This is a genomic window from Nonomuraea sp. NBC_00507, assembly GCF_036013525.1.
GTDB lineage: Bacteria > Actinomycetota > Actinomycetes > Streptosporangiales > Streptosporangiaceae > Nonomuraea.
Genome location: NZ_CP107853.1, coordinates 7,017,805 through 7,039,102, shown reverse-complemented (window position 1 = coordinate 7,039,102; position 21,298 = coordinate 7,017,805). Strand labels below are relative to the sequence as shown.

The window sequence follows — 21,298 nt, the reverse complement described above, 5'->3', positions numbered from 1 at the left end:
GACGGAGGCGGCGATCGGGTGATCGTGGCCGCCGGCGACGAATGGCGTCGGAGCGGAGCAGGTGCGCGACGGCGAGTTCGTCGAACAGGGCCGTATACCCGCGCATGACGTCCAGCGGCACCTCGGTGTGGCCCTCCCACGAGCTGTCGGCGACGAGCCGCCACCCGCGCTCGTGCGCGGCCCGCTACCCGGGCGGCCATGGCGGCCCCGTAGTCGTCGCCGTCGCGCCGCACCCCCGGGCGCGCGCAGCTCCGCGCGAACGCCTCGGGGACGCCCTGGCTGACGTAGACGGCGCACGGCTCGCCGGACTCGCGCGCGCCGGAGGCGACGGAAACGACGGAGATCCCATGGTTGCCGGCGCCGGCGCAGACGACCGGGACGCGGCCGGGCCGATGGGCGGGCAGGTGACCGGCGTAGCCGCCGCCAAGCGCTGGTGAAGCCGCCGTCCCCCATGCGGCCGCTCTCGTCCTTGACGTGCACGGCCTGCGTGCCTGTCAGGCCGGGGCAGGGTGTGAACGGGCGTGGGCCGGTAGGCGGGGTGCCGGTGGTCAGGCGCGTTCGCCGGGTCGGGACGGCCGTGGGAAACACGAGAGCGGGAGGGCCGCCCGGCCCTCCCGCTCTCGTGTGGTGTTACAGGTATTGACCGGTGTTGGCGACGGTGTCGATGGAACGGCCGGCCTCGGTGCCCTGCTTGCCGGAGACGAGCGTGCGGATGTAGACGATCCGCTCGCCCTTCTTGCCGGAGATGCGGGCCCAGTCGTCGGGGTTGGTGGTGTTGGGCAGGTCCTCGTTCTCGGAGAACTCGTCCACGCAGGCCGTGAGCAGGTGCTGCACCCGCAGGCCCTTCTGGCCGCTTTCGAGGAACTGCTTGATGGCCATCTTCTTGCCCCGGTCGACGATGTTCTGGATCATCGCTCCGGAGTTGAAGTCCTTGAAGTAGAGGACTTCCTTGTCGCCGTTGGCGTAGGTCACCTCGAGGAAGCGGTTTTCCTCGCTCTCGGTGTACATCCGCTCGACGACGCTCTGGATCATGCCGCCGATCGTGGCCTCGCGAGACCCGCTGTGCTCCGAGAGGTCTTCGGGGTGCAGCGGCAGGTCGGCGACCAGGTACTTGGAGAAGATGTCCTTGGCCGCCTCGGCGTCCGGCCGCTCGATCTTGATCTTGACGTCCAGGCGGCCGGGCCGCAGGATCGCCGGGTCGATCATGTCCTCGCGGTTGGAGGCGCCGATGACGATGACGTTCTCCAGGCCCTCGACGCCGTCGATCTCCGACAGCAGCTGGGGGACGATGGTGTTTTCCACGTCGGACGACACGCCGGAGCCGCGGGTGCGGAAGATCGAGTCCATCTCGTCGAAGAACACGATCACCGGGGTGCCCTCTGAGGCCTTCTCACGGGCCCGCTGGAAGACCAGGCGGATGTGCCGCTCGGTCTCGCCGACGTACTTGTTGAGCAGCTCCGGGCCCTTGATGTTGAGGAAGAAGCTCTTGCCTGACTGGCCGGTCTTCTCCGCGACCTGCTTGGCCAGGGAGTTGGCGACGGCCTTGGCGATGAGCGTCTTGCCGCAGCCGGGCGGGCCGTAAAGCAGCACGCCCTTGGGGGGCCGCAGCTTGTGCTCGCGGAACAGGTCGGCGTGCAGGTAGGGCAGCTCGATGGCGTCCCTGATCTGCTCGATCTGCCTGCTGAGGCCGCCGATCTCCTCGTAGGAGATGTCGGGGACCTCTTCGAGCACGAGCTCTTCGACTTCGGACTTGGGTATGCGCTCGTAGACGTAGCCGGAGCGAGGTTCGAGCAGGAGCGAGTCGCCGGCCCTGATGGGCTGGCCGACCAGCGATTCAGCCAGACGCACGACACGCTCTTCGTCGGCGTGCGAGATGACCAGGGCCCGCTTGCCCTCGTCGAGCAGTTCTTTGAGCATCACGATCTCGCCGACCTCTTCGTAGCCGAGTGCTTCGACCACGTTGAGCGCCTCGTTGAGCATGACCTCCTGGCCACGCCGCAGCGAGTCGATGTCGACGGCGGGGCTGACGTTCACCCGCAGCTTGCGGCCGCCGGTGAACACCTCGATCGTGCCGTCTTCTCTGGCCTCGAGGAAGGTGCCGAAGCCGGATGGCGGCTGCGCCAGCCGGTCGACCTCCTCCTTGAGAGCGACGATTTGGTCCCTGGCCTCCTTGAGTGTGGCCACCAGGCGTTCGTTCTGGCCGGTCACGGCCGCGAGGTTCGCCTGTGCCTCATGGAGACGTTCTTCGAGGACCCTGGCCTGACGGGGTGACTCGGCCAGCTTCCGCCTCAGCGCGGTGATCTCCTCCTGGAGGAAGGAGACCTGTGTTGAAAGATCAGCGACCTCCCGTTCGCGCTGCGCGGCTCGAGCCTCAGCATCATCGCGAGCTGCCACGCCCCGTCACCTCCTTCCCAGTCGAGGGCGACTACTTAGGACCTTACCTATCTCGGGCCCCTCCGTAACCTGGCCGGGCAGTGTTCGTAGAGTGACATTCAGTGTTCGGTGAATAATCCTCAATAGTGCGTTTAATACTCCCAGCATAGGAACACGGCAATCTGTTCCCGTGTCACGCACGAACGCACCCTCGTGGCCAAATTGTCATAGTTCTTCAGTGGTCCCCTTCGGTCGACGGCGTCGCGGCGGGGGCGTCACCCCGTCCGCCATGCGGCGGGCGGTGACGAGGAAGCCCGTGTGGCCGATCATCCGATGATCGGGTCTTACCGCGAGCCCTTCGACATGCCAGTCGCGAACCAGGGTCTCCCACGCATGCGGCTCGGTGAAACACCCGTGATCGCGGATCGTCTCGACCGTCTTGGACATCTGCGTGGTCGTGGCGACGTAGCAGCAGATCACGCCGCCTGGCGTGAGCGCCTTCGCGGCGGCGTCGACGCACTCCCACGGGGCGAGCATGTCGAGGATGACGCGGTCGACGTCGACCTCGTCGATGGAGTGGACCAGGTCGCCGACGACCAGGCGCCAGTTGTCGTCCATGGGCCCGCCGTAGAACTTCTCGACGTTCTTGCGGGCCACGTCGGCGAACTCCTCGCGCCGCTCGTAGGAGGTCACGTGGCCCTCGGGGCCGACGGCCCGCAGCAGGAAGCAGGTCAGCGCGCCCGAGCCTACTCCGGCCTCGATCACCCGGGCGCCGGGGAAGATGTCGGCCATGCCGACGATCATCGAGGCGTCCTTGGGGTAGATGACGGCCGCGCCGCGCGGCATGGCGAGCGTGTAGTCCTGCAGCAGGTGGCGGAAGGCGAGGTATTGGGTGCCGCCGGAGGAGCGCACGACGGAGCCCTCAGGTTGCCCGATCAGGTCGCTGTGCGGGATGGCGCCCTTATGGGTGTGGAAGACGCCGTCCTGCTTCAGCGTGATCGTGTGGCGCTTGTTCTTGGGGTCGGTGAGCTGCACCTGATCCCCCGCCTGAAAAGGCCCATGCCTGCGGAAACCCATGGCCGCAAGGTTATAGGGCTTTCGAGCGCGTCCGGACGCACGGTATCTATGGGGGATGCTCCCGCGCGACGTGATCTCCAGCGGTCCCCTGATCCTGCGGCCTCCCGTGGAAGGCGACGCCCAGGGGATCGTCGAGACGTGCGACGATCCGGTGACGGCCTGGTTCCTGCCGCTCCTGCCGTCGCCGTACCGGATCGAGGACACGCGCGACTACTTCGCCCATGCGGCGGCCAAGTGGGAAGGCGGCGGCGCGGAGTTCGCGATCATCGAGAACGGGCGCTACTCCGGCTCCGTCGGCGTGCGGCCACCGGACCCGTGGAACGTGGCCGAGATCGGCTACATGGTGGCGCCGTGGGCGCGGGGCAAGGGCGTGGCCTCCAGGGCGGTCAGGGCCGTCACCGACTGGCTGTTCGACCACGGGATACGCCGGGTGGAGCTGCAGGCGGCCGTGGAGAACGTGGCGAGCCTGCGGGTGGCCTACAAGTGCGGCTTCCGCGAGGAGGGACGCAAGCGGGAGGCCCGGTCGATGCGCGACGGCCGGTACGCCGACCTCGTGGCCTTCGCCAGGCTGAGGGGCGATGTGGTGGAGGCGGCGGAGCCGTACCTGCCGTTCTTCGAGGACGGGTGGCTGTCGGACGGCGTGGTGCGGCTCGAACCCCTGGCCGTCGAGGACGCCGCGGACTTCCACCGGATGGTGACCGAGCCGAGCGTGGCGGCCTACTTCGTGGGGCCGCCGAGCACGATGGAGGACGACGAGCGGCGCTGCCGCTACACCGGATACTGGTGGACGTCCGGGCAGAGGATCGAGGTGGCGATCAGGGACGCGGGCTCCGGGGCGTTCGCGGGGCACGTGCAGCTGACGCAGGTGGCGCCGGTGCTGGGACAGGCGATGATCGGTTATTCGCTGGTGCCGGAGTTCCGGGGCAAGGGGTTCATGACGCGGGCGGTCGACCTGCTGGTGGAGTGGGCGTTCGCGAACACGGCGCTGCACCGGATCGTGGCCGGGACCGAGGCGGGGAACACGGCCTCGCACCGGGTGCTGGAACGGGCCGGCTTCCGCAGGGAGGGCGTGCACCGCGAGCTGTTCCCGAAGCCGGGCGGCGGGCGGGCCGACGACGTGGCGTGGGCGCGGTTGCGCCCGTCGTAGACGCCGCGTGGGCGCGGCTGCGGCCGTCGTACACGTCGCGTGGGTGCGGCTGTGGCGTGGCGGACCTGGCGTGGGCGGGACCGCGCTCGTCGTGGCGGCTCGCCGGCCGGCCATACGGCGGGTCCCGCCCGAGGACCGAAATGGGCAAAAATCTGGATTTCCTGATGTGGGGCTAGTCAAGGGCCTCGTCGGGAGTGATAGTCGGGGCACCCGCACTCGAGTCGCGCGACCGGGCCGCGCGATCTCGCCGCCTCCGCTTGAGGGATCATCGCGATGCTGTACAACCGTGTCGATGTCGCCATGCGTGAACTCGTCGCCGACTTCTCGTGTCTGCAGGCCGATGACCTCGTCGAACGGCTGGCGCACGCCGCCGCCGCCGTCGCGGGCACCGCCTACGCGGGGTTCGTGCGGGTGGACCCGCTGCGGCGTGAGGCGCTGCCGGTCCACCTGCACGGCCCACCCGGGGATCCGCTGCGGATAGGCCGGTGGCTGGCGGAATCGGGAGTGCTGAAGGAGCTCGCTCTATCGGCGGGCACGCTGCGGCTGGCTCAGGACGCGGCTCTGGGCGAGCCGGGGTTCCTGGCCACTCTGGTGCCGGTGGTGGCTCGGGAGCACACGTTCGTGTGGGTCGCGGGCCGCGGCTTCGGGGACGCGGACGAGCATCTGCTGGGCAGGTTCGCGACGGCGGCAGGGCGGGCGCTGGAGGCGGCCAGTGGGCTGGAGGCAGCGGTACGGATGCTGCGCGGCATCCGGGCCTTCCGACCGGCCTAGCGTTGAGGGCGTCCGGATCACCGGGAAAGGGGTGGCCGGTTACCGGGCGGCAATGCGTTGGTCATGCGGATGTGAGGTCGTTTCGACAACCCACATTTTCCGATGATTTTTCAGCTATTTGGCGATTTATCTACAATGGCGGGAGCATTTACCCGGGGACGGCGGAATGTTCCTCGTACCACTCCTCCCCGACCCGCGGTCCGCGCGGCGGCGAGCCCCTGAGTCCCGGGGCTCCCGCCCTCGGCCAGCCGATCATGGGTGGCCTCCGACAGGGTTCCGGTCACCCGCACGAACACCCCTTGCCTGATATGTCGTATTTGCGCATGGATGGGCCGAAGAAACAAGCTGGTCTCCGGGGGCGGTATTGACGAAGGTGGTGTTCGTGCGGATTCTCATCGTGGGCGGGAGCGGCTTTCTCGGAGGCGAGCTTGTACGCCTGTGCGTGGCGTCGGGTCATGACGTGGGCGCGACGTACCTGACCCGGGCCGGGGAGGTCCCAGAAGTCGCGTGGCTGCCTCTGGACGTGCGCTCGCGTGCGAAGGCCGCCTCCGTCGTCAGGGCTTTCCGGCCGGAGGTGACGATCAACGCGGCGTACCGGCAGCGGGACTGGACGGCCACGGCGGACGGCGCGGCGCACCTCGCCCTGGCCGTGACGGCGGCGGGCGGGCGGCTGGTGCACGTCTCCAGCGACGCCGTCTTCTCGGGCTCCGCACCCCGCTACGACGAGACCTGCGTGCCGGACCCGGTCAACCCGTACGGCGCCGCCAAGGCGGCCGCCGAGACGGCCGTGCGGGCCATCCTGCCCGACGCCGCGATCGCCCGGACATCCTTGATCATCGGGCGGGGCGGGTCCCCACACGAGGCGTTCGTCCGGGCGCTCGCCGCGGGGCGCGGGGACGGGGTTCTGTTCACGGACGATGTCCGGTGCCCGGTGCACGTCGCCGACCTCGCGGCGGCGCTCGTGGAGCTGGCGGTCCGCGGAGACGCGGGCATGTGGCACCTGGCCGGCACCGACGCGCTGAGCCGCCACGAGCTGGGGGTGCTGATCGCCCGCAGGGACGGCCTCGACGCCGGGCGCCTGCCCACCGGCCGCCGCGCCGACACGGCCCTGCCCGGGCCGTACGACGTCCGCCTGGACTGCACGGCGACGCAACGACGGCTCCGCACCCACCTCCGCGGCGCCCACGCATTCCTGACCCCGTCCGCGCCCTGACCCCGTCCGCGTCCCAACCCCGTCCGCGCCCTGACCCTGTCCGCGCCCTGACCCTGTCCGCGCCCTGGCCCCGTCCGCGTCCCGACCCTGTCCGCGTCCCGACCCCGGCCGCGCCTGACCCCGTCCGCGCCCTGACCCTGTCCGCGCCCTGGCCCCATGCGCGTCCCGACCAGGTGCGCGTCCCGACCCCGCCCGACCCCGTCCAAGCCGACAGGCCCGCATCCCACCGAGTGCCCGCCTCCAGCACGCCACCGGCGACCGCCTGCACCCCTGCACCCGTCGGCTCCACACCATTGGCCGCCTCCTGCACCCGCAGACTGCCTCCAGCAGCCCAGCCCCACCGCCTGCATCAACACGGCCCTGCTCCGGTGTCAGCGTCCCTTCAGCTCCGCCGGCTCGGCCCCCTGACTGCCTGCTGCACCCCTGCGAGCGTGCCTCCTCACGAGAGCGGCGACCGCCCCAGCGCCCGTCCCCTCCGACGGCTCCGGCGGGCCGGCGTCGCGACGAGGGCCGGCGTCGCGACGGCAGGCCGCGAATGCCGCACCTGGGCCTGGCCAGGGACGCGCGACCGGCGCGAGGCCGCGTCATCGCGACCAGGCCTCCACGCCGTGCCCTCGAACGCACGCGTCCCCGGACCCACAGGGCCCGGGGACGCGGTCGGTATGACGGGCCGTCCTACCCTCGGTGCGCCTCGAAGCGGAGCGTGCGGGAGACGCCCACGCGGACCGTGGTCCCCGGTGCGATGGTGACGGGCTCGTTCGGCGGGATGTCGTAGAAGTTGGGGTCGCCGGGCGGCTGGATCTGGGTGCCGTTGACGGAGCCGAGGTCCACCAGGTTGACGTCCCAGCCGTCCAGCGCCACTCGCAGGTGCCGCCGCGACACCGACCCGTCCGGGCTGGTCACCTTGGCGGGCCTGGCGGTGCCTCCGGCCACCTCGGGCGCCCGCTCGGGGTCGCGCCCGAGCAGGTAGTCGCTCTCCAGCGGCAGCGCGGTCCCGTCGTCCAGGATGAGGACGCCCAGCGAGGGGCGCGGACCCTTGTAGGGGACGAGCGTGCGCTGGACCAAGGCGATGCCGCAGACGGCGCAGTAGGGCACGCGGGGGTCGTTGAAGTGGTCGTTCTTGCAGTCGACGCCGTAGACGAGCGGGCGGTCGCCGTGCTCGGACTGCTGCTGCTCCTGAGGCGGCGGCCCCGGATGGTCGAAGTGGTCGGGCGGGCCGAGCAGGGGCGGCGCGTGCTGGTCGAAGTGCTCCGGCGGGCCCATGTGCTGCGGGACCTGCGGCTCGCCGGCGCCGTTGCCGGAGGGCGGCGGCTCGTCGTAGGACGGGAACTGCTGCTGCGGCTCCGGCAGGGGCGGCGGCTGGTCCTGCGGCTGGTAAGGCGGCGGCTGCTCCTGCTGGTAGGGGGGCTGCTCTTGTGGTTGGTGGTAGGGCGGCTGCTCTTGCGGCCCCTGGAAGGGAGACTGCTCCTGGTGCGGGATGTACGGCGGCTGGGGCTGGTCCTGCGGCGGCTGGTAAGGCGGCGGCTGCTCCGCGGCCGGCGGCGCGGGCTGCGGGCCCGAGGGCGGCCCTTGCAGGACCGGCGGCTGGTCGGCCAGCGGGTAGGGAGGCCGCTCGACCTGCTGCTGTGCGGGCGGCTGGATCAGGTCGGCCTCGAGGTGGAAGGCCGTGGCGGGCATCTCGCTGGTCAGCGGCCTGGACGGGGCGGGCGCGAACGGCTGGTCGGTGAGGTCGCCGATGAGGCCGCCGCCGTGAACCACGCCGCCCTCGAAACGCACGGCGGGGTGAGGGCTGCCGGCGCCGGGCATGCTCAGCTCGACGTGTTCGACGGTGCCGGTGACGAGCCGGTCGGCCCAGGTCAGGGAGTCGCTGCCGGCCAGCCGCGTCTCGCCCGACGAGGTGCCGATGGTGGCCGACGCCGCGCCGCTGACCAGCACGGCCACGCCGCCGCTCACGACGCCCGCGACGGCGCACGTGGCCGGGTCGCCGGCCATGTTGGCCGCCAGGACCTGCGCGGCGCGGCGGGCCAGCGCCCTGCCGTCCCCGCCCGAGGCGGCCGTCTCGCGCAGCGCCTCGAGCAGGCCGTCGGCGGTGGCCTCATCCGGGTCGCACACCAGCAGCAGCCCGCCCACGTAGGCGACCAGTCCATTTCCAGGAAGCGGACGCACCGTTCCGAAACCTTGGTCGGTCATGCGTCCTCCTTCATGACGACCGTGCTGCGCTCATTGGTGCCCTCGCTTCGCTCGGTCACTCAACTCTCCTCCCCGGAAGCCGGCGATGTCACGGCACCCGCACTGCTGTGCTGGCTTGCGGTGGCCCCACCAGCCATACGCATACCCAGACGGCGAGGGCGTGTCGCTGCCCCCGTCGTCTCGATTCGGTGAACCGGTGGACCGCAACAAACCCCTTAACTGTGCAAGTTTGGCCAAACCGAACACTATCGGCCAGTCATCGCATCGCAGAAATCGCCGGAGTCAGAAGCGGCCCGCCCGAAACTGCTGGACACGACCCTATCCGGGGGCCGCCGCTTAAACGAGTGGGACAAATCAGACGCCGGTGAAAACCCGGTTCACATCGGCTGTGGCCAGCACGCCGTAGACTGCGCCGCCGGGCTCGACGAGCAGATACTCGCTGCCGGGGGCCTCCCGCATGGCGTCGATGAGCGGCTCCCCGGTCAGGCCGGCGTCGAGCACCATGGTGGGGTCGAGGGACTTGGCGAGGGAGGCGACGTTCACCCAGGGGCGGCGGTGCTCAGGGGTGGCCTGCACGGCGGCCTCGTTCACGATCGCCAGGGGCGTGCCGTCGTGGTCGACCACGACGAGGGCGCCCGCCCGCTGCTCGGCGGCCTGCCGCAGGGCCTCGGACAGCGGCGTCTCCGCCGTCACCGGGATCGCTCTGCGGGCCAGTGCGCGGGCGTTGACCTGCGGGATCCTGGCCCTGATCTTGGCCACGCGCAGCGACTGCGTCGCTCCCATCCAGATGAACGAGGCCAGCACCAGCGGCCACACGAGGTTGGTGAAGTCGGCCTCCCGGTCGCCCGTCAGGGTGGTCGCCAGCGCGAACCCCACCAGCACCACGGCCAGCACCCGCCCGCCCCAGGCGGCGACGATGGTGCCGGAGCCGGGGTTCCTGGTCAGCTTCCACACGCCGGCGCGCAGCATCCTGCCGCCATCGAGGGGCAGGCCGGGCAGCAGGTTGAACACGCCGACGATGAGGTTGGCGACCCACAGCTGCCAGGTCAGCGCCTCGACGATGCCGCCGCTGTTGATCATGAAGATGTCGGCGGCCACGCCCACCCCGGCCAACCCGAGGGAGAGCGCCGGGCCGGCCGCGGCGATCGCGAACTCCTTGCCCGGCGTCGGCGGCTCCTTCTCGATCTCCGACACGCCGCCGAGGAGATAGAGGGTGATCCTGCGCACCGGCAGGCCGTACCACTTGGCCAGGACGCTGTGCGCGAGCTCGTGCAGCAGCACCGAGACGTACAGCAGCACCGCGAACACGAACGCCACCGCGTATGCCGCGGCGCTGTCGAGCTCGGGCAGCATCTGCTGCATCTGCGGCCCGAACATCACCGTGATGAAGGCCGCCACGAGGAACCACGTCCATGAGACGTAGACGGGAATCCCGAACGGTTTGCCCATCCGAAGGCCGGAGAACTCCTGCCGCGGGCTTTGCTCGCTCACCGCACTCCTTGTACGTCCTTGTCGCCGGGGGCCCGTCAGGGGCGCGGTCCTCCCGCCGATACATGGTGTCGCTGCCCTTGATGCTACGCGCCGCGGCACGTGAACCTCGTTTCGCGGGGACCTATTCTGTCGGGGTCTTGACCTAGAGTGCGGTGCATGACGTTGACCGAGCCGGTGATCATCGGAGCTCTCTCCCCGTCCCGGGCGGGCGATTTCATGACCTGCCCCCTGCTCTACCGCTTCCGGGTGATCGACCAGCTGCCGGAGAGACCCTCGCAGGCGGCGGTGCGCGGCACGGTGGTCCACGCGGTCCTGGAGCGGCTCTACGACCTGCCGGCGCCGCGCCGTTCGGTGCAGGCGGCGGTGGAGCTCCTGGAGCCGCAGTGGGCGCAGCTGCTGGCGGGGGACCCGCAGTTCGCGGAGATGTTCGCCGACGACGCCGAGCAGGCCGAGTGGCTGACGCAGGCGCGGGGCATGCTGGAGCGCTACTTCACGCTGGAGGACCCGACGCGGCTCGAGCCGGCCGAGCGCGAGCTCTACGTCGAGGCGGTCCTGGACGGCGGGCTGATGCTGCGCGGCTACGTCGACCGGCTCGACGTGGCGCCGACCGGCGAGGTCCGGGTGGTCGACTACAAGACGGGCAGCGCGCCGGGGCCGGACTTCGAGGCCAAGGCACTGTTCCAGATGAAGTTCTACGCCCTGGTGCTGTGGCGGCTGCGGGGGCAGGTGCCGCGGCTGCTGCAGCTGGTCTACCTGGGCGGAGCCGGCGAGGTGCTGAGGTACGCGCCGGACGAGGCCGACCTGCTGGCCACCGAGCGCAAGGTGATGGCGTTGTGGGCGGCGATCGAGCGGTCGATGGAGACCGGCGAGTGGCGGGCCCGGCGCAGCCGGCTGTGCGACTGGTGCGACCATCAGGCGCTGTGCCCGGAGTTCGGCGGCACCCCTCCCCCGGTCCCCGACCGCCGGCCCGGCGACACGGTCCGCAGCAACCGCCGCTCGGCCACCGACGAGCTGTAACGGCCGCCCAGCGGTCCGGCCGTGCGCGGCCGGACCGGCGGCACATCGCCTGTGGCCGCAGGCGTGCACGGCGCGGGTAGCGCAGCTCAGCGTCCCAGGTGGCGGCAGGCGTACACGGTGCCGACGGCGCAACCTGGCATCCCAGGTGGCCGCTGGCGTCCAGGTGCAGCCGGCCCAATGGCCATTCCAGGTGGCTGCAGGCATGCACGGTGCCGGTGGCGCAGCCCAGCATCCCAGGTTGGCCGCAGGCGTGCACGGTGCAGCCGGCGAAGCCGAGCTTCCCAGGTTGCTGCCTCCACGGCGCAGCCGGGCCGGACGTTGACGCGGTGTCTCCCGCGGCGTCGGGCGCGTGCACGGGATCGGACACCCCCAAGTCGCGCACCCGCATGGCCCCCGCGCCGGCTTCCGGCGCGTGGGGGATGCTCTCCGGCCAGGGAGCGGATGCCATGACGTGCGGGTGCCTGGTGCAGCCGGGTGGCGTGCCGGACACGGCCGGGCGCAGTGCCAGACACGGCGGGGTGGCTGGTGAGTCAGCGTGGCGGCGCTGATCGGCGGCGGCGAGCGGGTGTGGGCGGGTAATCCTCCCAAGGGAGGAGGTTGTGGGCTCTCACCTGGTCTTACAGTGAAGCGGTGCGTATCGACCGAACCAGGCTCCACGACACGGTCCTCGCCGGGGTGGTGGCCGTCGCGTCGGTCGTGTTGTTCCTGCTCTACGACCCCGACCGGCTCGCGGCCGACGGCCTGCCGGTGGGGGGCCTGCGCCCGCCGGACGCGCTCGGGACGGCGCTGGTGGTGCTCGCGTGCGTGCCGGTGGCGGCCCGCCGGCGGTGGCCGCTGGCGGCGCTGTGCGCGGGCCTGGCGCCGGAGGCCGTGGTGACGGCGTCCGGATACGGCAACGGCGTGCCGGGCCTGCCCGGGCTGGTGCTGCTGTACTCGGTGGCCTCGCATCGGGGTCTGGCGATGGCGCTGGGCGGGCTGGGGGCAACGCTGGCGGCCTACGCCTTCGGGGCGGCGGCGGGCCCGGTCAGCGCGACGAGCTGGACCGACCACGTGATGGTCCTGGTGGTGCTGGGCGCGGTGTGGGGCGCGGGCCGCAGCCTGCGGTTGCGCCGGGCGTACCTGGAGGAGCTGAAGGACCGGTCGGCCAGGCTGGAGCGGGCGCATGAGGCCGACACGCGGGCCGCGCGCGCCGAGGAGCGCTCCAGGATCGCCCGCGAGCTGCACGACGTGGTCGCCCACCACGTCAGTGTGATGATCGTGCAGGCGGCGGCGGCCCGCCGGGTGCTGGCCTCCGATCAGGAGCTGGCGGGCGAGGCGCTGTCGGCGATCGAGCAGACGGGCCGGATGGCGATGGCGGAGATGCGCAACATCGTGGGCGTGCTGCGGACCGACGCCCGCGCCGAGCTGGGTCCGCAGCCGGGCGTGCACGATCTGCCGGCGCTGGTGGAGCAGATGCGGGAAGCGGGGCTGCCGGCCCGGCTCCAGGTGGAGGGCGAGCCGCGGCCGCTGCCCGCAGGGGTGGACCTGGCCGCGTACCGGCTGGTCCAGGAGGGGCTGACCAACAGCCTGCGGCACGCCGGGGCCGGGGCGAAGGCGGTGGTGACCGTCCAGCACAAACCGCGCGAGCTGGACGTACGGGTGGAGGACGACGGAAACGGCGGGCCGGATCTGCCCATGCGGTCAGGGCATGGCTTGGTCGGCATTCGCGAACGGGTGGCACTCTATGGTGGAATCCTGAACATCGGTCCGTTGCCGGGGGGCGGTTTCGAGGTGCGGGCGAGGTTCCCGTTGAAGGACGGACAATGACGATCAGAGTGCTGCTGGTGGACGATCAGCCGCTGCTGCGCACGGGATTCCGCCTGATCCTGGAGGCCGAGTCCGACATCACGGTGGTGGGCCAGGCCGGGGACGGCAAGGTCGCGATGGAGCAGACGCGGGCGCTGCTGCCCGACGTGGTGCTCATGGACATCCGGATGCCGGGGGTCGACGGCATCGAGGCGACCCGCAGGATCGTCAGGGAGGCGGCGCCGTCGGCTCACGTGCCGAAGGTGCTGGTGCTGACGACGTTCGACCTGGACGAATACATCGTGGAGGCGCTGCGTTCGGGCGCGTCCGGGTTTCTGCTGAAGGATGTGCCGCCCGATGAGCTGGTGCAGGCGATCCGGGTGGTGGCGGCCGGGGACGCGATCGTGGCGCCGAGCGTGACCAGGCGGTTGCTGGACCGGTTCGCCTCAAGGCTGCCGTCGGCGTACGAGCAGGCCACGCCGGCGCGGCTGGACCGGCTGACCGAGCGGGAGCTGGAGGTGCTGCGGCTCATCGCCAAGGGCATGTCCAACGCGGAGATCGCCGCCAAGCTCGTGGTGAGCGAGACGACGGTCAAGACGCACGTCGGCAACGTGCTGACCAAGCTGGGACTGCGGGACCGCGTGCAGGCCGTGGTGCTGGCCTACGAGACGGGGCTGATCACCCCGGGCGCGTTGTCCTGAGCCCCAGCCGGGTTCACTTCGCGGCCGGGCTCTCCTTCGCGGCGATCTCCGGGGCGTTCTCCGGGAAGTGGCAGGCGACGCGGTGGCCGCTGGCCAGCTCCTCCAGCGGCGGCTCGACCGTCCGGCAGACCTCCTGCGCCTTCCAGCAGCGGGTGTGGAAGCGGCAGGCGGGCGGCGGGTTGAGCGGGCTGGGCACGTCTCCGGCGAGCCGGATGCGCTCGCGTTCCTTGCGGGCCTTCGGGTCGGGCACGGGCACGGCCGACAGCAGCGCGTTCGTGTACGGGTGCATCGGCGCGCTGTAGAGCTGCTTGCGCTCGGCGATCTCGACGATCTTGCCCAGGTACATGACAGCGACGCGGTCGCTGATGTGGCGCACTACCGACAGGTCGTGGGCGATCACGACGTAGGTGAGGTCGAGCTCGTTCTGCAGGTCCTCCAGCAGGTTGACGACCTGCGCCTGGATGGACACGTCGAGCGCCGAGACCGGCTCGTCGGCGATGATGAGCTTGGGCTTGAGCGCGAGCGTGCGGGCGATGCCGATGCGCTGCCGCTGGCCGCCGGAAAACTCGTGCGGGTAGCGGTTGTAGTGCTCGGGGTTGAGCCCGACGAGCTCCAGGATGTCCTGGACGGCCTTCTTGATGCCGTGCTCGGTCTTGACGCCCTGGATGCGGAACGGGGCGCCGACGATGGCGCCGACCGTGTGGCGGGGGTTGAGCGACGAGTAGGGGTCCTGGAAGATCATCTGCATGTCGCGCCGGAGCGGGCGGAGCCTGCCCTGGCCCATGTGCGTGATGTCCTGGCCCTCGAAGACGACCTTGCCGGCGGTGGGCTCGAGCAGACGGGTGACCAGCCGGCCCGTCGTGGACTTGCCGCAGCCGGACTCGCCCACCAGGCCGAGCGTCTCGCCCTTGAACACGTCGAAGCTGATCCCGTCGACCGCTTTGACCGCGCCGACCTGCCTTTTGAGCAGGCCCTTCGTCACGGGGAAGTGCTTCTCCATGTTCTGCACGGAAAGAAGCAGCTCAGTTTCGCTCATGCGGCCTCCTTCGTCGGCCGCATAAGCGAAATTCGGCTGTGTCTCATTGTTCGCTCGCTACGCTCGCTCACTGGGTCTCCAGCACTGGCTTGATCTCGGTCTCCCACAGGCTCCGCCGTTCGGTCCTGCTCATGTGGCAGCGCACCAGGTGGCCGCCTTCGGTTTCGGCCAGCGCGGGCACTTCGGTGTCCGCCTTGCCGTCGGTGCGCTCGGCGTACGGGCAGCGAGGGTGGAAGGCGCAGCCGGGCGGCACGTTGATCAGGGACGGCGGGGAGCCCTTGATCGGCAGCAGCCGTTCGGTGGGCTCGCGGTCGAGGCGGGGCATGGAGCCCAGCAGGCCCCAGGTGTAGGGGTGCTCGGGGCGGTAGAAGATGTCGTCGGCGGAGCCGTATTCGACGCACTTGCCGCCGTACATGACGAGGATGTCGTCGGACACCTGCGCCACCACGCCCAGGTCGTGGGTGATGACGATGAGCGCGGAGTTGAACTCGCGCTGCAGGTCGACCATGAGGTCGAGGATCTGCGCCTGGACGGTCACGTCGAGCGCGGTGGTCGGCTCGTCGGCGATGAGCAGCTCGGGGTCGCACGACAGCGCCATCGCGATCATGGCGCGCTGTCGCATGCCGCCGGAGAACTCGTGCGGGTAGGCGTCGACGCGCCTGGCCGGCTCGGGGATGCCGACGCGGCCGAGCATGTCGATGGCGTGCTTGCGGGCGACCTGCTTGGTGACCTTGTGGTGGATGCGGTAGGCCTCGATGATCTGGTGGCCGACCGTGTAGAAGGGGTGCATCGACGACAGCGGATCCTGGAAGATCATCGCCATCTTCTTGCCGCGCAGGGTGCGCACGTGCTCGGCGGAGGCGCCGATGAGCTCCTCGCCGTCGAGCCAGATCTCGCCGGAGATCCTTGCGCGGCCGCCCTTGTGCAGGCCGAGCACGCCGAGGCTGGTCACGCTCTTGCCGGAGCCGGACTCGCCGACGATGCCGAGGGTCTTGCCGCGCTCGACGCCGAACGACAGCCCGTCGACGGACTTGACCAGACCGTCGTCGGTCGGGAAGTGGATCTTCAGGTCCTTGACGTCAAGGAAGCTCACGACAACCTCACCCTCGGGTCGACCACGGCGTAGAGCATGTCGACGACCAGGCTCGCGATCACGACGAACAACGCGGCCATGAGGACCACGCCCATGACCTGCGGCAGGTCCTGGTTCTTGATCGCCAGGATGGCGTACTGGCCGAGCCCGGGCAGAGTATAGGTGGTCTCGGTGAGTACGGCGCCGCCGATGAGCAGGCCGAAGTCGATGCCGAAGAGCGTGAGGATGGGCGTCAGCGCGGCGCGCAGGCCGTGCTTGACGATGACCTCCCGCTCGCGCAGGCCCTTGGCGCGGGCGGTGCGGATGTAGTCCTCCCCCATGGTCTCGAGCATCCCCGCCCGGGTGAGCCTGGCGTAGCCGGCCGCGAACAGGAACGCCAGCGTGATCCACGGCAGCAGCAGGTCGTAGGCCCACAGCGCCGGGTTCTGGGTGAAGGGGACGTACGCGCCGCCGGGCGCGGTCCAGCCCAGGCCGTAGCTGAAGAAGACCAGGGTGATCATGCCGGTGAAGAAGATCGGCAGCGACACGCCGGCCAGCGCGGTGCCCATCGACAGCCGGTCGAAGAAGCTGCCGCGGCGCAGCGCGGACAGCACGCCCACGCCGATGCCGACCGCCACCCAGATGAGGGCGGCGCCGATGGCCAGGGAGATGGTCACCGGGAGGCGGTCGAGCAGGTCCGGCCAGACGGGCTGGCCGGTGATGAAGGAGTAGCCGAAGCACGGTGCGGGACACTGCTCGACCCCCGCGCCGTAGTCGTATTCGGCGCCGAAGATGAGGCTCTTGAGGAACCGGCCGTACTGCACGACCACCGGATCGTAGAAGCCCAGCTTCTGGGCGACCAGGTGCACCGTCTCCGGTGTGGCCGCGCGGCCCACGTACCGTGAGGCGAGGGCCTCGGGGGTGGCCCCGGCCCACTGCGGCACGATGTAGAAGATGCCGAACGTGACCATGCTGATCACGATGAGCATCGCGACTGCGCCGATCAGACGTCTGATGATATATGTGAGCACCGCTACCGGCCGAGCGGCCCGGCCCGTCGCCGGGCCAGGCCGCTCCCGCCTTCACCTGCCTTTACTAGATCCCCGAAGCGCGCCAGGTCACTGGACGCCCATCATGATGTAGTCGTAGCCCTGCTGGCCCTCGTTGTAGGCGACGTTCGTCACGTTCTGGCCGCGCAGGAGCAGAGCCTTGGCCCAGACCACGGGAAGGATGGAGGCGTCCTCCATGACCTTCTTGTCCACGTCGACCCAGAGCTTCTCGCGGGCCGTGGCGTCCAGCTCGGACGCGGCCTGGTCGATCAGCTTGTCCACCTCAGGGTTCTTGACGCTGAGGTTGTAGTTGCCGGCCGGGCGGATGGTGCGGCTGTCGACGATGGCCTGCAGGAAGCCGTAGCCGTCGGGCCAGTCCGAGCCCCAGCCGTGGGCGGCCAGGCCGATGCCGTTCTTCTTGACGTACTCGACGTTACCCGCGTAGTCGGAGAAGTAGCTGGAGGACGGGAAGCCCTTGAGCGTGAGCTTGATGCCGACCTTGTCCAGCGCCTGCTGCATCGCCTCGGCCAGCGCCTTCTCACGCGGCCGGTCGGAGCGGAAGGACATGGTCGTGGAGAAGCCGTTGGGCTGGCCGCAGGCCGTCAGGGCCTCCTTGGCCTTGGTGACGTCGCCCTTGTTCTCCGGCGTCTGGTACAGGTCGAACTTCTGCTGGCCCTTGATGGGCGGCGGCATGACGTTCGTGGCGATGTCGCCACCGGCGACGGGGCCGCCGAAGGCGGTCTGGTTGGCGACGCGGTCCGCGGCCCACATGACGGCCTTGCGGCAGTCGAGGTTGTCCAGCGGCTTGGTGTCGGGGATGACCGACACGAACCACAGACGCTGCAGGACCGGGTTGTCCGTACGGGCCTTCATCGCCGGGTCGGGCAGGACCTTGCCCAGCGCGGCGGGCTGCAGGCCGGTGCCCGGGACGTCCAGGTGGATGTTGCCGGACATGAGCTGGTTGTCCAGGTCGTCGGCGTTGACGTTGAGCTGGACCTCGATGCGGTCGGGCAGCGCCGGACGGTGGGGGTCGGTCGCCGCGTTCCACTGGTCGTTGCGCACCAGCGCCAGGCTCTTGCCGGCCTGGACGCTCTCGAACTTGTACGGACCGGAGGAGATCACGTGCTCGCGGTACTTCGCGCCGGTGTCCTTGGCCTTGGGCACCGGGGCCGTCATCGGCATCTGGACGATGTAGTCCATCGACGCGAACGGCTTGGTCAGGTGGAAGACGACCGTGGTGTCGTCCGTCGCCTCGACGGCCGACTTGTAGTCGACATCGGGGGTCTTGTAGACGCCCTTGAAGTCCTTCGGCCAGGCCAGCAGCTCATTGAGGTAGGAGGGGCCGTGCGTGAAGGTCTCCTTGTCGAACGACCTGGCCACCGCGTACGCCACGTCCTGGGCGGTGATCGGCGTGCCGTCCTCGTACTTCAGACCACTCTTGATCTTGTACGTCCAGGTCTTGCCGTCGGCGCTCGGCTGGCCGAGACCCTCGGCCAGGTCGGGCACCACGGTGGCGCCCTCAGGCCCCGGTCCCGGCTTGTACATCGTCAGCGTCCGCCAGTAGAGGCGGCCGAAGTTGAAGGAGTAGCCGTAATAGGTGTCGGCCGGGTCAAGGCTGTCCCAGTCGGAGGAGTGCGCGGCCTTGAGCGTGCCTCCCTTCTTGGTGGAAGCGTTGAACACCTGGGTCAGCGCCACGTTCGCCGCGGGTTGCGCGGCGCCGCCGGCGGTGGCCGTCTGGGCCGGCTGCTGCTGGCCGCCACCTCCGCCACAGGCGGAGAGCACCAAGGCGAGCGCCGCTGTCGCGGCCGCCGCCAGTGCGGATTTCCTTCTCATTGACTAACCCCTTGTTAGTGAGATGGGGGATGGAGCGTAGGCGAAGGTCAATGCGCGCGCGGGTCGAAGGCGTCCCTCAGCCCGTCGCCGAACAGGTTGAACGCCAGGACGGTAACGAAGATCGCCAAGCCCGGGAAGAGCACGAAGTGCGGGAGTGTGTAGAAACGCACCGCCTCCGAGAGCATGCCGCCCCACGTCGGAGTGGGCGGGTTGATGCCGACTCCCAAGAACGAGAGCGCGGCCTCGAACAGGATGTTGGTCGGAATGAGCAGGGTCGCGTAGACCAGGATCGGCGCCATCAGGTTGGGCAGGACCTCGCGGAACAGGATGTAGCCGTGGCGTGCCCCGAGGCTGCGCGCGGCGTCGACGAACTCCCGCTCCCGCAGTGACAGGGTCTGCCCGCGTACGATGCGGCCGATGCTGGGCCAGCTGAAGAACCCGATGATGAAGACGAGCATCGCCACGCGCAGTCCGTTGCCCTCCAGGCCGAACCCCTTGTCGGGGACGACGCCGGCGAGCGCGATCGCGAAGACCAGCAGCGGGAAGGCGAGGAAGACGTCCATGATCCGGCCGATCACCTGGTCGACCCATCCGCCGAAGTAGCCCGCCAGGACGCCCAGGACCGTGCCGATGAGCACCGACACCAGGGTCGCGAGGAAGCCGATGAGCAGCGAGATCCCCGCGCCGGCCACGATGCGGCTGAAGATGTCGCGGCCGTTGACCGGCTCGACGCCGAGCAGGTATTCACTGCTCACGCCACCGAAGTTTCCCTTGGGCAGGAGCGTGCTCTGGTCGATCGCGTCCTGGTGGAACTCCAGCGGCGGGTGCCCGAAGGCGGCGATGATCGGCGAGGCGAAAACGGACACCAGGATCAGGAAGACGACGAAGATTCCGCCGGCGAGCGCGACCTTGTCCCGCCTCAACCGCATCCAGGCGATCCCGGTGAGTGACCGGCCCTGGATGGCCTTGCCCGCTCCCGCGAGCACCGACTCCGGATGCGCCTCCGCCGCGGAACCGGAAACGTCGAGCGGCGCGGTCATGCGAAATTGCCCCCTGCATCTAGACGACGCTGTCTATTAGAGATGACTTTAGACCGCGAGTCGCGACCTCAGGAGGCAGAATCTATGGCCTGAGCTGCTGTGACCAGTCCCTCGGGCTGCTATGTGGCTAATCTGTGATTGATGCGAAACTCATTCGTATCGATCTTGAACGGTATGTCTGGGGCACGTCCCGTTTCAGTCTCAGAACTGTGACACAAGCCGGATTCAGCCGATACCACGGCGTTTGAGAAGTTCCTCGATGTCCGAAAAGTCGTCGTCGCTCTTGGCCGGCTTCGGGGCGCCCACGGCGGGCTGAGGCTTGGGTGCGGCGGCCGACTTGTTCGCTGAAGGCTTAACGGACTGTTGCGCCGGAGTGTCAGAAGCGGACTTCTTCCTGCCCGCGGCCAGCCTCCTGCCACGCAGGACCCCGGACACGACGAACAGCACCACCGACAGCCCCGTGACCGCCACGCCGGCCCAGACCAGCGGGTTGAGCACCAGCCCGGTCACGAACCCCACCAGGGTCGTGCCGACGGTCCACAGCGCCTGCAACGCGCCGGTCAGATAGGCCGCCATGGGCAACAGCGCCCATGCGGCCACCCGCATCCCCGAAGCCGCACCCCTGCGGCGGAACGCCAGGAAGCTGAACACCAGCCCGGCGACCGTCGCACCGGCACACAACGGCAGCCAAAGCGAAGCAAGCTGGTTGAACATGTCCACAGGCATAGTCCCGCCCCCTCAATGTGTGGCTCGTAACTCCATCCTGGCACGCGAACGCCCGGTCGCCTCCTCCGCGAGAACCACTTTTCCCTTAGGGGACGAGCCCTCAGAACGTCAGGAGTGCCCTGAGGTCGGCGACCGCGACCTCTTGCAGGGAGGAGACCACGAGCCGGCCGGGCGCCGGCTCGATGGGCAGGAGGCTGGGGACCGCCACGACGGCGCAACCGGCCGCCGTGGCCGCGGCCACGCCGTTCGGCGAGTCCTCCAGGACGACACAACGGACCGGCTCCACGCCGAGCATGCTCGCGGCCGTCAGGTACGGCTCCGGGTCCGGCTTGGTGCGGGAGACGTCGTCGGCGGTGACCACGACGTCGAAGCGGTCTCTGCCGACGCTCTTGAGCACCGCGTCGGCGATCTCCTTCAGCGAGGACGTGACGAGCCCCACGGGGACTCCCCCGGCCCGGACGGCGTCGAGCAGTTCGGAGGCGCCCGGCATCACCGATACGCCCGCCGACAGGCGCGCCACCATGCCGTCGAGCATCCACTGCCGCACGATGTCACCCGCCACCTCGGAGCCGGACACGGCCAGCATGTAGCCGACCGTCCGCTCCATGGACCCGCCGACCAGGTGCGCCTGATGCTCGGGCGTCCACTGCCCGCCGAGCCGGCCCATCACCTCGGTCTCGATCTCCAGCCACACCCGCTCGCTGTCGACCAGCAGCCCGTCCATGTCGAAGAAGACGGCTTCCATGTGCCCCCGATCCGTAGGTACGTGCACGCCAT

Annotated in this window: 18 protein-coding genes; 7 read left to right on the top strand and 11 right to left on the bottom strand. The window is 69.9% G+C overall.

All coding sequences use genetic code 11. The features are described 5' to 3' along the window. Window positions 1-104: 104 nt before the first annotated feature. Complete coding sequence (locus tag OHA25_RS33900; protein WP_327580983.1) at window positions 105-437, top strand: hypothetical protein; 333 nt, start codon at window positions 105-107, stop codon at window positions 435-437. A 193-nt stretch (window positions 438-630) separates the two neighbouring features. Here OHA25_RS33900 and arc read toward each other — a convergent pair whose 3' ends face one another. Continuing rightward, window positions 631-2,394 (bottom strand): proteasome ATPase, encoded by a 1,764-nt coding sequence (arc, locus tag OHA25_RS33895; RefSeq protein ID WP_327580982.1) that lies wholly within the window; start codon window positions 2,392-2,394, stop codon window positions 631-633. Between the two features lie 204 nt (window positions 2,395-2,598). Further along, window positions 2,599-3,450, bottom strand: a complete 852-nt coding sequence (locus OHA25_RS33890) for a tRNA (adenine-N1)-methyltransferase (RefSeq protein ID WP_305921446.1) — start codon at window positions 3,448-3,450, stop codon at window positions 2,599-2,601. A 55-nt stretch (window positions 3,451-3,505) separates the two neighbouring features. On the opposite strand from OHA25_RS33890, the gene OHA25_RS33885 reads away from it, so the two are divergent. The 3 genes from OHA25_RS33885 (at window position 3,506) to OHA25_RS33875 (ending at window position 6,581) form a co-directional block, all read left to right on the top strand. Beyond that, the gene (locus OHA25_RS33885) at window positions 3,506-4,597 is read left to right on the top strand and encodes a GNAT family N-acetyltransferase (protein ID WP_327580981.1); all 1,092 of its coding nucleotides are present in this window, start codon (window positions 3,506-3,508) and stop codon (window positions 4,595-4,597) included. A 273-nt stretch (window positions 4,598-4,870) separates the two neighbouring features. Beyond that, window positions 4,871-5,368, top strand: a complete 498-nt coding sequence (locus OHA25_RS33880; RefSeq protein ID WP_327580980.1) for a hypothetical protein — start codon at window positions 4,871-4,873, stop codon at window positions 5,366-5,368. A gap of 382 nt (window positions 5,369-5,750) precedes the next feature. Continuing rightward, window positions 5,751-6,581: an SDR family oxidoreductase gene (locus OHA25_RS33875; protein WP_327580979.1), complete on the top strand. Its 831-nt coding sequence runs from the start codon at window positions 5,751-5,753 to the stop codon at window positions 6,579-6,581. Between the two features lie 675 nt (window positions 6,582-7,256). Here OHA25_RS33875 and OHA25_RS33870 read toward each other — a convergent pair. Beyond that, complete coding sequence (locus OHA25_RS33870; protein ID WP_327580978.1) at window positions 7,257-8,771, bottom strand: FHA domain-containing protein; 1,515 nt, start codon at window positions 8,769-8,771, stop codon at window positions 7,257-7,259. Between the two features lie 354 nt (window positions 8,772-9,125). Next, the gene (locus tag OHA25_RS33865; RefSeq protein WP_327580977.1) at window positions 9,126-10,262 is read right to left on the bottom strand and encodes a site-2 protease family protein; all 1,137 of its coding nucleotides are present in this window, start codon (window positions 10,260-10,262) and stop codon (window positions 9,126-9,128) included. Window positions 10,263-10,418: 156 nt separating this feature from the next. Between OHA25_RS33865 and OHA25_RS33860 the strand changes: the two genes are divergently transcribed. The 3 genes from OHA25_RS33860 to OHA25_RS33850 all read left to right on the top strand — a co-directional run bounded on the left by OHA25_RS33860 (window position 10,419) and on the right by OHA25_RS33850 (window position 13,765). Continuing rightward, entirely contained in the window at window positions 10,419-11,279 is an 861-nt protein-coding gene (locus OHA25_RS33860) for a RecB family exonuclease (RefSeq protein ID WP_327580976.1), read from the top strand. Window positions 11,280-11,909: 630 nt separating this feature from the next. Then, window positions 11,910-13,085, top strand: coding sequence for a sensor histidine kinase (locus tag OHA25_RS33855; protein ID WP_327580975.1), 1,176 nt, complete (start codon window positions 11,910-11,912; stop codon window positions 13,083-13,085). Continuing rightward, on the top strand, window positions 13,082-13,765 hold the full coding sequence (locus OHA25_RS33850; protein WP_305921438.1) for a response regulator: 684 nt from the start codon (window positions 13,082-13,084) through the stop codon (window positions 13,763-13,765). The genes OHA25_RS33855 and OHA25_RS33850 overlap by 4 nt, the downstream gene beginning before the upstream one ends. 13 nt (window positions 13,766-13,778) lie before the next feature. Here the strand turns inward: OHA25_RS33850 and OHA25_RS33845 are convergent, their stop codons facing one another. The 7 genes from OHA25_RS33845 to OHA25_RS33815 form a co-directional block, all read right to left on the bottom strand. Beyond that, the gene (locus OHA25_RS33845) at window positions 13,779-14,801 is read right to left on the bottom strand and encodes an ABC transporter ATP-binding protein (protein WP_327580974.1); all 1,023 of its coding nucleotides are present in this window, start codon (window positions 14,799-14,801) and stop codon (window positions 13,779-13,781) included. Window positions 14,802-14,868: 67 nt separating this feature from the next. After that, window positions 14,869-15,894: an ABC transporter ATP-binding protein gene (locus OHA25_RS33840; RefSeq protein ID WP_327580973.1), complete on the bottom strand. Its 1,026-nt coding sequence runs from the start codon at window positions 15,892-15,894 to the stop codon at window positions 14,869-14,871. After that, window positions 15,891-16,904, bottom strand: a complete 1,014-nt coding sequence (locus OHA25_RS33835; RefSeq protein WP_327580972.1) for an ABC transporter permease — start codon at window positions 16,902-16,904, stop codon at window positions 15,891-15,893. The genes OHA25_RS33840 and OHA25_RS33835 overlap by 4 nt, the downstream gene beginning before the upstream one ends. Before the next feature lie 87 nt (window positions 16,905-16,991). Continuing rightward, on the bottom strand, window positions 16,992-18,755 hold the full coding sequence (locus OHA25_RS33830; protein ID WP_327580971.1) for an ABC transporter substrate-binding protein: 1,764 nt from the start codon (window positions 18,753-18,755) through the stop codon (window positions 16,992-16,994). Between the two features lie 47 nt (window positions 18,756-18,802). Next, window positions 18,803-19,795 carry an ABC transporter permease gene (locus tag OHA25_RS33825; RefSeq protein WP_327580970.1) on the bottom strand — a complete coding sequence of 331 codons (993 nt, stop codon included), beginning with the start codon at window positions 19,793-19,795 and terminating at the stop codon, window positions 18,803-18,805. 225 nt (window positions 19,796-20,020) lie between these two features. Then, entirely contained in the window at window positions 20,021-20,509 is a 489-nt protein-coding gene (locus OHA25_RS33820; protein WP_327591078.1) for a cellulose synthase, read from the bottom strand. Between the two features lie 112 nt (window positions 20,510-20,621). Continuing rightward, window positions 20,622-21,266, bottom strand: a complete 645-nt coding sequence (locus OHA25_RS33815; RefSeq protein WP_327580969.1) for an HAD family hydrolase — start codon at window positions 21,264-21,266, stop codon at window positions 20,622-20,624. Window positions 21,267-21,298: the final 32 nt, after the last annotated feature.

Bases quoted from the DNA above. Each gene is read 5' to 3' on its own strand.
- OHA25_RS33900 (WP_327580983.1), top strand. From the start codon at position 105: ATGACGTCCAGCGGCACCTCGGTGTGGCCCTCCCACGAGCTGTCGGCG.
- OHA25_RS33890 (WP_305921446.1), bottom strand. From the start codon at position 3,450: ATGGGTTTCCGCAGGCATGGGCCTTTTCAGGCGGGGGATCAGGTGCAG.
- OHA25_RS33885 (WP_327580981.1), top strand. From the start codon at position 3,506: ATGCTCCCGCGCGACGTGATCTCCAGCGGTCCCCTGATCCTGCGGCCT.
- OHA25_RS33880 (WP_327580980.1), top strand. From the start codon at position 4,871: ATGCTGTACAACCGTGTCGATGTCGCCATGCGTGAACTCGTCGCCGAC.
- OHA25_RS33870 (WP_327580978.1), bottom strand. From the start codon at position 8,771: ATGACCGACCAAGGTTTCGGAACGGTGCGTCCGCTTCCTGGAAATGGA.
- OHA25_RS33860 (WP_327580976.1), top strand. From the start codon at position 10,419: ATGACGTTGACCGAGCCGGTGATCATCGGAGCTCTCTCCCCGTCCCGG.
- OHA25_RS33850 (WP_305921438.1), top strand. From the start codon at position 13,082: ATGACGATCAGAGTGCTGCTGGTGGACGATCAGCCGCTGCTGCGCACG.
- OHA25_RS33845 (WP_327580974.1), bottom strand. From the start codon at position 14,801: ATGAGCGAAACTGAGCTGCTTCTTTCCGTGCAGAACATGGAGAAGCAC.
- OHA25_RS33830 (WP_327580971.1), bottom strand. From the start codon at position 18,755: ATGAGAAGGAAATCCGCACTGGCGGCGGCCGCGACAGCGGCGCTCGCC.
- OHA25_RS33825 (WP_327580970.1), bottom strand. From the start codon at position 19,795: ATGACCGCGCCGCTCGACGTTTCCGGTTCCGCGGCGGAGGCGCATCCG.
- OHA25_RS33820 (WP_327591078.1), bottom strand. From the start codon at position 20,509: ATGTTCAACCAGCTTGCTTCGCTTTGGCTGCCGTTGTGTGCCGGTGCG.
- OHA25_RS33815 (WP_327580969.1), bottom strand. From the start codon at position 21,266: ATGGAAGCCGTCTTCTTCGACATGGACGGGCTGCTGGTCGACAGCGAG.